General features: G+C 36.0%; 9 protein-coding genes. 2 read left to right on the top strand and 7 right to left on the bottom strand.

What is annotated here, in order from left to right:
• Positions 1 to 6: 6 nt before the first annotated feature.
• From FW768_RS02180 to FW768_RS02165, 4 genes are all read right to left on the bottom strand, one after another.
• Positions 7 to 507, bottom strand: coding sequence for a hypothetical protein (locus FW768_RS02180; protein ID WP_153391970.1), 501 nt, complete (start codon positions 505 to 507; stop codon positions 7 to 9).
• Between the two features lie 41 nt (positions 508 to 548).
• Entirely contained in the window at positions 549 to 806 is a 258-nt protein-coding gene (locus FW768_RS02175; protein WP_153391968.1) for a hypothetical protein, read from the bottom strand.
• Positions 807 to 1,075: 269 nt separating this feature from the next.
• Positions 1,076 to 1,582: a hypothetical protein gene (locus tag FW768_RS02170; protein WP_153391966.1), complete on the bottom strand. Its 507-nt coding sequence runs from the start codon at positions 1,580 to 1,582 to the stop codon at positions 1,076 to 1,078.
• A 66-nt stretch (positions 1,583 to 1,648) separates the two neighbouring features.
• Complete coding sequence (locus FW768_RS02165; protein ID WP_153391964.1) at positions 1,649 to 6,370, bottom strand: beta strand repeat-containing protein; 4,722 nt, start codon at positions 6,368 to 6,370, stop codon at positions 1,649 to 1,651.
• Between the two features lie 694 nt (positions 6,371 to 7,064).
• On the opposite strand from FW768_RS02165, the gene FW768_RS02160 reads away from it, so the two are divergent.
• A complete protein-coding gene (locus FW768_RS02160) occupies positions 7,065 to 7,511 on the top strand; it encodes a phosphohydrolase (RefSeq protein ID WP_153391962.1) in 447 nt (148 codons plus the stop codon).
• On the opposite strand, the gene FW768_RS02155 is transcribed toward FW768_RS02160, so the two are convergent.
• Together FW768_RS02155 and FW768_RS02150 are read right to left on the bottom strand one after the other, a co-directional pair.
• The gene (locus FW768_RS02155; protein ID WP_153391960.1) at positions 7,508 to 8,224 is read right to left on the bottom strand and encodes a DUF2490 domain-containing protein; all 717 of its coding nucleotides are present in this window, start codon (positions 8,222 to 8,224) and stop codon (positions 7,508 to 7,510) included. The two genes, FW768_RS02160 and FW768_RS02155, sit on opposite strands and share 4 nt — an antisense overlap.
• 71 nt (positions 8,225 to 8,295) lie before the next feature.
• Entirely contained in the window at positions 8,296 to 10,107 is a 1,812-nt protein-coding gene (locus tag FW768_RS02150; protein ID WP_153391958.1) for a TonB-dependent receptor plug domain-containing protein, read from the bottom strand.
• A gap of 865 nt (positions 10,108 to 10,972) precedes the next feature.
• Between FW768_RS02150 and uvrA the strand changes: the two genes are divergently transcribed.
• Complete coding sequence (gene uvrA, locus FW768_RS02145) at positions 10,973 to 13,765, top strand: excinuclease ABC subunit UvrA (RefSeq protein ID WP_153391956.1); 2,793 nt, start codon at positions 10,973 to 10,975, stop codon at positions 13,763 to 13,765.
• Positions 13,766 to 13,817: 52 nt separating this feature from the next.
• Here uvrA and FW768_RS02140 read toward each other — a convergent pair whose 3' ends face one another.
• On the bottom strand, positions 13,818 to 14,453 hold the full coding sequence (locus FW768_RS02140; RefSeq protein WP_153391954.1) for an NAD(P)-dependent oxidoreductase: 636 nt from the start codon (positions 14,451 to 14,453) through the stop codon (positions 13,818 to 13,820).
• Positions 14,454 to 14,681 lie beyond the last annotated feature (228 nt).

Genomic DNA, 14,681 nt, shown 5'->3' with positions numbered 1-14,681 from the left:
AAAGTATTATTTCTTTACAATAATCGTTTCCTGCCCATTTCTATATTCTGTAAGTAAAATCAAATTGAAAAGACCATCTTTTCGTTGTCGGTAAACACGTTTTACAGAATCTGGTTCATTTTCAAATCCATTATCTTTTGTGAATGTGTTTTCAACAATGGTAATCATTTTATTTTTTTCGTCGATATCAATTTTTCCTTCACTCAGAATAACTCCATCTTTATAGGTAGATCTCACATCTGGGGGCAGTTCTTTACTCCCCTTCTTTTCATAATTTTTAGAAGAATTTGTTCTTCTATAAGTTATTGCGGTTCCTAAAAACTGTTTTTTATCATTTAATCTTATATAAAATGACATTCCATCTATATTTCGCTCATAGTTGAAAAAGGGATACAGATAATTACTATAAACATAATTACCGATTTTTAATTTTTCAACTTTTGAGATTTCCTGAGCATACAGGAAAGAAGAACTTAATAGAACAATAAAACAAAGAAATGATCTCATACTATATTTTTATGGTTGAAACTCCCATATTTTATTTAAACCTAATTACCCCATATTTGTTTTTCATGCTTAACTTTTTCCTTGTAAAGTTTTTGTGCAAAGGAATTTAATTCTTTACTTTCATAGTAAGATAGACATGTAGAGATTATAAAATTCTTTTCTTTAATTGTGCTTTCATCTTCAACATGCAAGTAAACAGGAGGTAAATTATTTATAATTTTCTTTGCTAAACTATCTTGGATATTATTTATTTTAGAGTCAGGATCATCAGATGGACTAAATAAATCTTTTTGAGCCATCAACTGACCTATTTGAAAGTTTAAATTCTCACCATATCCATATTTTAGACATTTATAAAAAACACCATCTTTAAATTGCTTTGTAAAAAAATGTTTATTGCTATTTTTGTTAACTTTTTCACTACTTCTGTATTCAAAGTTGTTTCTCTTATATACGCTACAAGATGATAGAACTATTACTGAAATTAATGTTTGAAAATACTTTTCCCACTATTTCAATTAATTTGAAAACTGCATTACCTATTATAATATTGTCTTATAAATTCAAATTATGGCATCCAGAATGTCCAGACGGTACCGTTATATACAGCCATTTGACGCTTAGTAGTATCGTAAACAACCATTCCTGCAGATGGGTTAATGATATTCAAATGAGGACTCGCTACTTTTGGCAATACCATAGCCTTATTATTATCTTCTAAAACCAAAATTCCCTGTGCGGCACCAAGAATTCCAATATTAACCTTCGCATTCAAATTTTCCGTTTTAGAAGTTTGTATGGTAATATCAGCGTTTCCTGTATTATCTACACTCAGATCAAACCAAGTACCATTTTTAAGAATCTTAACTTTATGGTCAGTGGTATCATATATCATACTTCCATTTTGGGTAATCCCATTTTTATTTTCTACATAAGGCAATATCAAACCTCTGTTTTCAACAGTAGAAAATTCTAATGATACTGATGGATTAGTTACCGTATTTTTCCCTATTGCGACTTGAGCATTGATAAAGATTTGAGAAAAAAACATAATACTTAAAATTATTTTTTTCATTTTATGAGATTTTAGTTAAAAAAATATTCCAAAGCTTCAAATTATCCTTCGGAAAATTGAATTATTTTAATCAGGACATGTTTGGGTATTTAAGCAATACCATCCAAAAGTAATCCCGTTATCTACAGAAGTATATAGCTTCAGGCAGTTATTGGTAGTATCATAGACCATCATTCCTTCTACAAAATCAGCGGAAGCAATACCAACAGGATTGTTAGAGCTATTGAAAGAAACCCTGTTAATAACCAATGCTTTTGTTTTAGATTCCAGAGCTATCCATCCGCCTTTTCTTACCATTGGCCAGTTTTCATCATTTGCTCCGGCTCTTCCAAGTGATGTGATACCTGCCTTAGTACTCAGAGTTATTCCTGTAGAGGCAGCTGGTTTGTAGCACAAATTTAAAGCGGCTCCTAATGCATACGATCCGGAGAATCCACTGAGCTTAGCTTCCACATAATAGTAAGTGTTAGTCCCGTCAGCCAATTCTGCAGCTATTCCCGAACTAAGCATTTGTTGTTCTGTATTTACCTGTCCTGCGGATGGAGTAACCCCAGAATTGAATCTAAATACAGATAATGATGCCAGAAAATCTAAATCGGAACCAGTATTGTTTACTGCTGTTTTAAGAGATGTAAGTTCAGCCTGTGTAATATAAAATCTTACAATGGCTCCTCCCGCTCCGGTAGTCGCCAGCTCCCATCTTCTCTTTGCATATACTTTTGAACTAAAATTAATCTCAGCCACATCTATATGAGTGGTTACTTTTACATTATTCAGACTTTGTGTATCAGAGGCATCTACTTTATCCTGTATTCTGACCTGTGTTTTTCTATTGGCAAAAGTAGCAACATTCGTGAGTCTATCAGCTTCATTCATTACAAAAATCTTGTTGGGCAAATTAGAAAAAGGATAAGTTTCAGTTTCTCCATTCAGTGCAAGTCCATTGATATTTACAGGAGGTACTTTTATTGGTGTTATTCCATCTATCACTGTCCCCGGATCATACTGCCCCGGACAATCAAAGTAGCTGAAATTATTTACAACAGCATCACCCGTAGCAGATGGCGTTAGTATAAAATTACCGGTTGTAGTGGCATTTCCGCTGCTGAGGGTTGTAAATGAGGTTGCCACTCCTAATAAATTAATTACGGTCTGATAAGGTCCTGTATTATTTAATGTTATCTCATATCCTATTTTAGCTTCATCCCCTAAATTTATATGAACATCCGAAGGATCCGTAAGGGTAATCTGAGCTGGCGCAGTCGCGGAATTAAAATCCCAGGAAGTTCCTGCCGGAGGATTTGCAGCAGCACCCGCCAAACCGTTATATGTACTTACGGAATTTGTTTTAAAAGGTACACCGGTTGCCTGAATGTCAATAATTCCTATATTACAGATGAATATATTTCCTCCTGATTGTTTCACAAAATTGTGTAACGTCGGGCTATTGGAGCTTCTCAGGTTAAGAATAGCACTCAGATCTCCGTTTTTCTCTATATTACCAGTTGGCAGAAATGTAGTGGTCTGCCCTGCGGAAAACACATGGTTCCTATCAGTCTTAAGATTTAAATTATTAACCGTAAAACTTTGCCTGGCATTTAATGTTCCCTGTACAGAAAGTATTCCCGCAACGGTATTATTACCTAAAAATTCAAGAGAATAATTATCCGTACCATCTGCAGACGAAAACAGAATGTCTTTATAGGCAAGCCCGTCTCCTAAAAAATAGCTTCCCCCGCTACCATTAGGGTTAAAATTCCCTTTGATATTAATAATAGAATTTGTGGAAATAAAATCCAGATTACCCACGGAGTTTTGTATGTTCCAGGTATACCTGGGATCACCAGCAAGTGCCCCCGGATATTGTTCTGTAGCTGTTAATGTAACGGAACTGTTCGTAAGATCTATTTTACGGCTTTGGGTATTGACAGACCATAATGTAGCTGCCGTTATATTTTTCCCGTTGGTAATAAATGCTCCGCCATTTACTTTTATTCTGGCACCCCCCAGGAAACCATTTTGTAATCTTACATTTCCTGAACTTACAATGAACATTCCGCCTATAGTTTTATTTTTAAGATCCACCAGTACATCTTCATTTATGGTACCTAAAAAATTAAGAGCACCTCCAAAAGACGGTGTCATATTACTTCCCAGTGATATTTTCTCTTTAATATCAAGACTTCCTGTGCTTGTAATTAAAAAGTTCATATTGTTCGGTATAGCATCAGCACCACTGTCTATCCATTCTACAGACTTCGCTCCCCTTCCGTCATTGATTGTAACCGTCATTGAACTTCCATTTCCTGATAGCTTATCAAAAACAACTTTATCATTTATTGTAGGAATACAACCGGTAGAACTGCTCTGTCCAAATACATCAGATTGGTTCAGTGCCCAATACCGTGGATTGGTCCAGTTTCCGGTATATGTATTGTCATCAGAATTCGGGCGCCAATAAAATGTATTTTCTACAGGCAATCCGAAATCTATATTGGTATTATTACCCACATTTAAAGTACCTTGCCCATTAAGGTTCAAATGAGCAGCATTACCGGTATATTTAATATCTGAAAAACCAGCATAGTTAGACAGGACATTTCCGTTAGGAACATTCAGGTTAAACTGACCTCCGGACAAGCTTTTAATTTTTGGAGCAATACCACAGTTATCGCCTGCTGCATCCAAATACCCCACAGTAATAGTTGCCCCATCAGAGAACTGATGCGTATTATCAGACAATTTCATTGTTCCGGTTACTGTTGCAGATCCTATATCATTGATTTTGCCGTTAACCGTTAAATTTCCTTGTACGTGAAGTGAACTTCCCTGGTTTTGAAAATTCAATACTCCCGCCGGATCAGTTTGTATAAATGTAGGAAAGTTATTGGTTACAAAACGGTACTGTATGGTACCCGGCGCCGTTGCTTTCCAGACAGAATTTGCATTAAAAATTAAGTTAATACTATAATAAACCGCCAAACCTGTTCCTTCATTAATAATCGTTGCATCATTCATTCTTATGGTTCCGTTTTCTCTCAGACCATCCTTTACCTGAAGAGTATGGCCGGCACCACCAACGTTATACACCCTAGCTGTATTTCGGTCCATCGTCATAATAGATATATAAACCAGATTAGAAACCTGATTAACCTTTCCCTGATCCTGTACATAAAATGTTACATTGGACATTTTCCTGTTCTGGCTGTCATTTTTAAAATCAACTCTTGCTTCAACTTTATCATAGAATTTTATTTGTTGATTATAGCTGATAAATTCTGTCATACCAGGATCTAAAGTGATGTCTCCCCCTAAATTCAGGGATTTTGTTCCCTGCCAATCTATTCCGGTCTGATCCAATCCTGCCCAGGTCATATTGTTACAGTAAGCGTCTGTACTAGTCCCAATGGTCATAACCTGATTATTGGCATTGAATGAGTTGGCATCAAAAAAGACGTTATCCGTAATATTCGGAGGGCACCCGGAAGCCCCCAAAGAGACCCCACCTGAAGTTAATGACCAATTAAGCGGATTATGCCATTCTCCTGAATTACCAATCCAATATAAACTTCTTCCTGTGATACTGCTTATATTCCATCCTGCATTACCACCATCGTCTTTTCCGTTACTAACCTGTACCAATGGTGACGCTATGATATAGCCTCCACTTCCGTTTGGGATTTGTGCAGTTGTAGAATTCAGCCACAGACGGTCAATAGGCTGTAATTGAGCAGATAAATTGGTAAATGCAATACTTCCACCAGTAAAATGATATAAATCACACGTATTTCCTCCAATAAATGATAGCTTATCTACAACAATTCTCCTGCCCTGGAGTGAGCCTGTATAGCCATAATTTAGATTTAAATTTTTAATTACAGTATTGGTTCCTCCGGAAAGTAAAATATCATATCCATTGAATTCTTCAATGTCACTTTCGTTTGAATTTCCGTTATTCAGAAGAAAGGTTATCCCGGCTCCATTCGCCATTGTAATAGAGCCATAATGAAAATTGGTCAATCCTGTATTCTGATGATAGAAAGTTGAAGGGTTTAAAAAATTAATATTGGGCTTTCCTGCCAGGGATATAAGGCCGGCATTAGAAATATTCCATGTGTTACTTGAAATATTAAAATTAGAATTACCAAAATCTATCGCTCTGGCTGTACCTCCGGTTGAGGATGAAAAATTACCTATATTATACGTTAGTCCGTGAAAGTCAACACTTCCTCTTAAAACGTTAATTCCTTTAGAAGAATTTGTATTTACAGGGGTGAGAAACTGCCATCCTCCACCCACTCCATCAAACTGGACCGTTGTTTCAAGGTTTTGTCCTTTCATATCAAGGATATTACCCATGCTATTTGATTTTAAAATTAAATTTCCTGTTCCATTATAAAAGAATTTAGAGGTCTCTGGTAACAATTGTATGCCACCAAATACAGATAAAATACCACCACCGTTTACCGTAACCTGGTTGGCAGCACCAATGCTTAATACAAATATGCTTTTAGCCTGTACAGCCAGATCAAGATTAATAATATGGTTGGTAGCAGTCTTAAAGCTTCCTGCGTTAAAAATAACGTCAGTAGAAGCCGTAGGAGGTGAGACTGCAGGAGCAGGTGTGGTAACTACGCTAGGGTTATCCGCACTCCAGTTTGCAGGAATACTCCATCTATTGTTTCCTGTGGAATTCGTCCAATATAATGTTTGGGCTGCTATAGAATTTATACTTAAAATAAATACAATAAGCAATGAAATTTTAAGGAATAATTTTTGTTTCATCATTATTTTTTTAATTGGACTAATTGAAAAAGATAATTAATTCTCCGTTCATACATTATAAATAGTTTTCCTTTTTATAATTATGATAAACTTATTTCAATTTATATCAATAGTAATAGATACACAAAAATCACCCCTCAAAAACACTCGTTTTCGTACACTTTTTTCAATAAAAAGTGTTATTTAAAAAAAACATAAATATCTATAATTAAATAAATTAAAAAATAAAGAATGTTAATAACAAGTCCCTCATTTTTCAAGCCCAAAAAAATCACTTTAAAGTAGTTTAAACACGAATATTATAAGCGCTTAATCAGATTTTAACAAGTAATATTTTAACCAAATATTGTTGTCAATTTGAAAAATACCCCCATTATTCTATTGAAAAAAATGGTAATGATGAAAACAGACCATCCCTAACTTTCAACTTATTTTGTCAATTTTATTAAACCAACATCAGTCCTAGATAAGAATTTCTTATTTATACAGATTTGAAGCTGAAAGAGGGAAGTTATCAATAATAAGTGCAACACTGTTTTTATCTTTTTTAAGGTAATTTGATTTTACAATACTCTTCAATACCTATAACTAAAAGTAACTTCCAGCCTGAACTCAGTTTAATATAAAATAATCTTTATAAATGCCTTATTTTTTTTGAGGCATTTTTTTATTTTTGTAGTCTATATTTTTCTATAGAATGACAAAAGAAGAACTGCTGCACAAAGCAATTAAAATAGCTGATAAGGCACATAAAGGACAGACAGATAAATACCACGCACCCTATATTGCCCATGTCATGCGGGTTATGGAATATGGCAAAACCATGGATGAAAAGATCGTAGGGGTACTCCATGATGTAGTGGAAGATCATCCGGCAGAGTTCAGCTTCGATTATTTAAGAAGTGAGGGTTTTCCGGAATACATTATTTTCGCAGTCAGCTGCCTGACCAAATTTGATCCTGAAGAAGATTATGACGAATTTATCAAAAGAACCGAAAGGTCTCCCCTTGCTGTTGCTGTAAAGCTTAATGATCTTCGTGATAATATGGATCTTAGAAGAGTAAACAGGGAGCTTACACCTAAAGACATTAAAAGATTCAATAAATATCTGAAAGCCTATCGTTATCTGATTGAAAAATATTAATCCGCTCCCGGGAAGTCATATGTTTTTGTAGGATGGTTGGTTCCATCGATGTTGATGTTTAAAGCAAGATAAATAAAATGCAGATTCTTATTTCCTTTTGCTTCAAACTCACGCTGCCACAGATAACCTGTAAGAATTCCGAAGTAATCATCGATCTGATATCCGAATCCTCCGTATACCCTGTTTCTGGCAAATGTCGGTTTCATTGGGCTTACCAGGAACATTTCGTCATAAGCATTCGCAAAAACAGTCCCTTTTTTAATGGTTTTTGAATTCAGGGGAACACTGATGTTCAAACGGTATCTGTAACGCATTCTTTGAGAAGCTTTATCAGTAGCAGGTTCATAAAACCAGCTTTTCTCAACACGGAAACGGTTTTCAAACTTCACGACTCCTTTTTTGAAATCAATCACGTCCTGAAGCCATACCCTGAACTCCTCTCTGCTTAATTTATGATCTTTGTAGTTGACATATCTTCCCAGACCTACAAAAGGTTTATGATTCTTGGTAAGATTATACCCTATTCCTCCCTTAATTTCATAATAGTCCGGATAGGTATAATCTTCATTTCCTCTAAGCTGACCTTCCGCATAGAGGAAAAATTTGGGATGAAACTTATACGTTAGAGTCACTGCATTGAAGCTGGAAATGTGTTCCTGTGCTTTGAAAAAGGTCATACTGAAAAGTAAACTCAGGCTTAAAAAAAGTTTCATAAAAATTTTTTGCAAAAATAATGGATTTAACAATTTAGTAATATTAACTTTCATTCACATCAGATTAATATTTACTTAATGTTAATCGTATATGAAAAGCCTATATGAAACCATCGTTGAGGCATTGCGACATCAAACGCTTCGGTATATTTTGTATTGGTCAGGTTGTTGATCAAAACATATACAGAAAAGTCTTTTTTGGCAAAGCTCAGCTTTTCATCAACAAGATTATAGGTTCCCAATCCAAGACGTTCATTATATCTGTACACCAATTCGTTGGTGAAATTTCTGAGAAATTTAGTTTCCAGTTTGGCAATGAACTGATGCTTCAGATTATCGAGAATATATCTTGAAACAAAATCATTGGATTCTTCTATTTTACTGTCTATATAAGTATAGCCAACTGTATATTTAAGCCAGTCAAATACCTTGTGGTTGATTTCTGCTTCAAAACCTTTGGTATCAATTTTCCCTACGTTCTGGGCATACCATATCGGATCTTTCAATGTTTTTTTAACCCAGTCTATAGAATTGTTGGAATTTCTCATGAACCCACTTACTTTAGCCAAAATTTTGTTATTCTGGAACTGATATCCAATTTCTGAGGAAACCGCATTTTCAGGAAGCAGGTCAGGATTTCCCTGTTCTGTTTTACTTACATAATAGAGTTCGGTAAATGTAGGAACCCGGTGTACCTTGGCAATATTTCCGTAAATCTTATGATTCAGGTTGAAGTTATACCCTACATCCAGTCCCGGGTAAAAAAAGTTCCCTTCTTTAGAATAGTTCGCCCACGAAATTCCCGGGCTGATGTTCAGCTTTTTATCCAATAATGAGAAATGATGCTCAAAGAATACCTGAGATACAAAACGGTTTCTTTCTCCCAGATTATTACTTGCCAGAAGCTCCTTTCTGAGTTCAACCCCTACACCGGTAGTACCAAGTCCCCACTGATAGCTGCTGTTTACCTCTCCGCCAACATTATTTCCGATATGCATATTTCGGTAACCATCTGGTTTATTCCTGTCATAAAGATACATATCCTGCCCTCTTCTCCAGTAAACATTTGAGCTGAGCTTTAAATTTCCAAATTTCTGCTGATGAGCAAGACTTACAATAGATGCCTGAGTTTCTTCATACTGCTCAGTGGCAGCTTTAGAAGCATAAAACCCGTTGGCTCCGAATTTTTTCTCTGAAAAACCAGCCTGTAATTTAAGATCTCCGTTTTTGATATTCAGTCTGCTCTGGTAAAAAACATTTCTGATCTCGTAATCGGTATTGTACATATACCCTTGTGAAGAAGCTGAATTAGCCTGAAGTGAGTTGGAAAACTTTTCATTTCCCAGCTGTGCATTAAATCCGAATCCATAGGTCTCGTAATCACCACCTTCTGCACTTATTTTCACCCGTTTTCCAGGATTGGTTTTTGTAATAATATTGATTACTCCGGCATACGCATTCTGTCCGAATCTCCTCGCAGCCGGGCCTTTGATGATCTCAATCTTTTCTACATCTTCCAGATCTACAGGAACGTTCATAGAGTTATGCCCCGTTTGGGAATCATTCATTCTGATCCCGTTCAGAAGCAGTAAAACCTGCTCAAAAGAACTTCCCCTGAAGCCGATATCACTTTGCACTCCATTAGCTCCTCTCCTTCTGATATCCATCCCCGGAACCTGCTGAAGAATTTCATCAATACTTTTTGCCGGAGAACTGGCAATATCTTCTTTGGTGATTACTGCAATATTCTGGTTGGCACTTTTATAGGGTGTGGAAATAAATTTTCCCTGAAATTCAATATTTTCAATATCTGTAGTTTTTTCCTGTGCATTGCTCCAAACCATTGAACCCAGTAAAAATATACTTCCAATCTTTTTGATCATAACTCTCTCCGTTTTTATCCTTAAGTCAGTTTCTTTAATAACGGCTTCAAAAGTAAGAGAGTTCGCCAAGACAGCCAAATGATAGTTATCATAAAAACGATAATGAGACTCTATCTTTTATCAGTATCATCACGTAATGCAGCATGCATATTTTCATAAATGGGGATAGGTATGAATCATTTTTATTCATTTATTCGTGGCGATTATATTGCATTTCAATCTGTGAGCTTAAAAAAATAAACATCTGTGAAATCTAAAAAACCAGCAGGAAATTTATTTTGTATTAATATTATTTTTTGTCACGCTAGGTTTTAACTTCTGTATACATATTTTTAGGAAGTTAAGAATGGAATCAATTACATTGAACCGATGAAGCTACAGATTAAGTCCGAAAACAAAAAAGCTATCTCATAGAGACAGCTTGTGTGAGGGAGTAATTATCTTTTTCTCATTAAATGTGTAACTAGATCTCTGAAAAATTTTCTCATTTCTATATTACCTATTTATGAATGCAATTTTAAATAATTTTAAAATACAAAGCAATAGCAACTTGGGAAAAATATAGTTAAAATTGTAAAGAAGATTGAAAATAGAGTAACGACACAGCAATCATATAACCTTATGACTGTTAAATACTTATTCCAAGCCTCTTTTTAACAGTTTTTACCAAGGGTAAAAATTAAACCTGACTTAATTCTGTTGAAGGACCTATTTTTAGCCTATTATTTTCACCAAAAATTCGTAATTTTGTGGGTCTTAATTTTACGATGAAAATAATCTTCCTTTTCTTATTTTTTATAGGCATTTTTAAATAAAGAATATAAAATGGAAAGTAGGATTACAGAAAATTTAAGGAAGAAAAAACATGGCTAAAACAACAGAAATAGATATAAAAAAACAGATATTCGTTAAGAATGCTCATCTTAACAATCTGAAACACATTGACGTACTGATCCCGAAAAATAAGCTGATTGTGATCACAGGCGTTTCGGGAAGCGGAAAATCTTCACTGGCTTTTGACACCATCTATGCCGAAGGACAAAGAAGATACGTTGAAAGCTTAAGCTCTTATGCCCGTCAGTTTTTGGGAAAATTAGAAAAGCCGAAAGTAGATGACATTAAAGGGCTTGCGCCTTCTATTGCCATTCAGCAGAAGGTTATTTCTTCCAATCCTAGATCTACTGTAGGAACTTCTACTGAGATCTACGATTATATGAAGCTTTTATTCGCGAGGATCGGGAAAACATTTTCCCCGGTTTCTGGTGAAGAAGTGAAGAAAGATTCGGTATCTGATGTGGTAGACTTTATCAAAGCTTCTAAAAAAGATACTTCATTCTTACTGACTGCTCCTTTGGAATATGATGCGGCCAACTTCAAGGAAACTCTGAATATATTAAAACTGGCTGGATTTACCAGACTGGAGATCAGTGGAAATCTGGCCGGAATTGAAGATCTTGAAAGTTTTGGATTTGCCCCTGAAAAAGGAATGGTGATCAATCTGGTGATCGACCGTTTTTCTTATGAAGAAGATGAAAGTTTCCTTCAGCGTCTTGCAGATTCTATCCAGATGGCATTTTATGAAGGACGCGGCTACTGTTCCCTGAAAAATACAGATACCGGAAAAGTAAAAGAATTTTCCAACAAATTTGAACTGGACGGAATAGAATTTCTAGAGCCGAATGTTCATTTTTTCAGTTTTAACAACCCTTATGGAGCCTGTCCTGCCTGTGAAGGTTATGGAAAGGTAATCGGAATAGATGAAGATCTTGTCGTTCCGAATAAGACCCTATCCGTTTATGAAGATGCCGTTGTTTCCTGGAAAGGCGAAACGATGAGCGAATGGAAAAAAGAATTCATTAAAAAAGCGGGTGACTTCCCTATTCATAAGCCTTATCATCAATTAACCAAAGAACAAAAAAGTTTTCTTTGGAAAGGTGACGGAAAAAACAGTTTCCCCTCCATCAACAATTTCTTTAAAATGCTGGAGGAAAACCTGTACAAGATACAATACCGCGTTATGCTTTCCCGATACAGAGGTAAAACTTTATGTCCAACCTGTGAGGGATTGAGGCTGCGTGAGGAAACAAGCTGGGTAAAAATAGACGGACATAATATTCAATCGATGATTGAACTTCCGTTGGATGAATTATTCCCATTGATACAAGGCCTTAAACTTTCCGAACATGATCAGGAAGTGGCTAAAAGACTGATGTACGAGATTACCACCCGTATTGAGTTCTTATTAAAAGTCGGCTTAGGATATTTAACCCTCAACAGAACCTCCAATACATTATCCGGTGGTGAAAGTCAGAGGATCAATCTGGCAACAAGCCTTGGAAGTTCATTGGTTGGATCAATCTATATTCTGGATGAGCCTTCTATCGGACTTCATTCCAGAGATACGGAAAACCTCATCGGTGTTTTAAAAAACCTCAGAGACCTTGGAAATACAGTGATTGTAGTAGAACATGACGAAGACGTTATGAGAGAAGCGGATTATATCATTGATATTGGTCCGGAGGCAGGTTATCTCGGAGGTGAGCTGGTTTTTGCCGGAGATTATACGGATCTGAAAAATGCTGATACCCTTACTTCAAAATACCTCACTGGAAGACTGAAAATTGAGGTTCCTGAGAAAAGAAGAAAGGCCAAAGAATGGATTCATATTAAAGGGGCAAGACAGAATAACCTTAAAAATATAGATGTAGATGTTCCTCTGGAAAGTCTTGTCGTTATTTCAGGGGTTTCCGGAAGTGGAAAATCTACCCTGATGAAGGAAATTTTAACCAATGACATCCAGATCCAGCTTGGAATGGGCGGCAAAAAGGGAGATTATGATTCTGTAGAGTTTCCTAAAAGACTGATCAAAAATATTGAACTGATTGACCAGAACCCGATCGGAAAATCTTCGCGTTCCAATCCTGTAACTTACCTGAAGGCCTATGACGACATAAGAGATCTTTTCGCTAAGCAGAAAGTCGCTAAAATGATGGGTTATAAGCCGAAACATTTCTCTTTCAACGTAGATGGCGGACGATGTGATGAGTGTAAAGGAGAAGGGGTCATCAATGTATCCATGCAGTTTATGGCAGATATTGAGCTGGAATGTGAGGTATGTAAAGGAACCAGATTCAAAAATGAAATTCTCGAAGTAAAATTTGATGAAAAAAGTATTTCCGATATTCTTCATATGACGGTAAATGAAGCATTGGAATTCTTTAAAGATAATAATGAAGAAAAGATCGTTACCAAACTGAGACCGCTCCAGGATGTAGGTTTAGGTTATCTTCAGCTCGGTCAGAGTTCATCTACTCTTTCAGGAGGTGAGGCTCAGCGTGTGAAACTGGCTTCATTCCTTGTAAAAGGAGTGACCAATGATAAAACCTTGTTTATCTTTGATGAACCTTCTACAGGTCTGCATTTCCACGATATTCAAAAGCTTCTGAGGTCTCTGCAGGCTCTAATTGATCTGGGACATTCGGTTATTGTTATTGAGCACCAACCGGATATTATTAAATGTGCGGACCATATTATTGATATTGGCCCGGAAGCAGGAAAATATGGCGGAGAGGTTGTTTTTGCGGGAACTCCGGAAGAACTGGCGAAGAATAAAAAATCCCATACGGCGAAATACATCAAAGAAAAACTTGAAAACTAAATACAAACAGAGAGCCCCAAAATAGCTCTCTGTTTTTTATTGAAACCAATTATTAAACATTATACAAAAACGGACTTTGCTTCATATAGTCCTTTCCTTCAATTTGAGAGACCAGAAATGCCGCCAGATCTGCAGCACCTATTCCCTCTCCTTTACAGTCCTCAAGACTTGTTTCTGTATTACAATGTTCTTCTGTCAGGCTTATTAATGGCAGTCTTACCAAAGTCCAGTCTAGGTTGCTTTCTGAAAGAAGTTCATATTCTTTTTGTTTGTCCTGAGTGGTTTCTGCATAATTCTGATACATCCAGTTTGTGGCCATGCTTACTCTTTCATTTTTCCGGTCGAAAGGAGTATTTACGCTTAAGCCTGTTGTTACGATATATCTTTTTACCTGATAAAGACTCATCGCTCCGATGATATTTCTTGCAGCATCACTGAATATGGAGCGTTCTCCTTTTGGTTGTCCCAGTGTACTGATAACAGCGCTACAGCCTTTAACCAGCCTGCTGATGGAATTAAAGTCTCTTGCGTCACCATGTACAGTTTCGATCATAGGATGGTTTAAGGTAAAAAGTTCGGGATTTCTAAGTAAAAGTTTTATCGGGTATCCCTCTTTAATAAGTCTTTGCACCAGAAATCTTCCTGATTTTCCGGTTCCGCCGATAACGGCAATTGTATTTAATTTCATAATAATTTTTTTAATAATATTGCTGACAGCTTCAGCATCTATTGCAGACAGCTGTTCAGTTTAAAATAGCAGAAAGTAGTTTTCTGATATTTCCGTTTAAAAAATAGATAATAATGGCTCAGGGAATCTGAACCTTTAGTATTCAGAATACAATATGCATCTGAAATAGGGGGTAATATTTTACAAAGCGAGTTTGATGGTTTAAAGATAGGAAATTTTCAGATTTTT

The organism is Chryseobacterium vaccae, assembly GCF_009602705.1.
Classification (GTDB): domain Bacteria; phylum Bacteroidota; class Bacteroidia; order Flavobacteriales; family Weeksellaceae; genus Chryseobacterium; species Chryseobacterium vaccae.
Note: the sequence above shows the minus strand (reverse complement) of the source record. Positions and strands in the feature narration are given on the sequence as shown.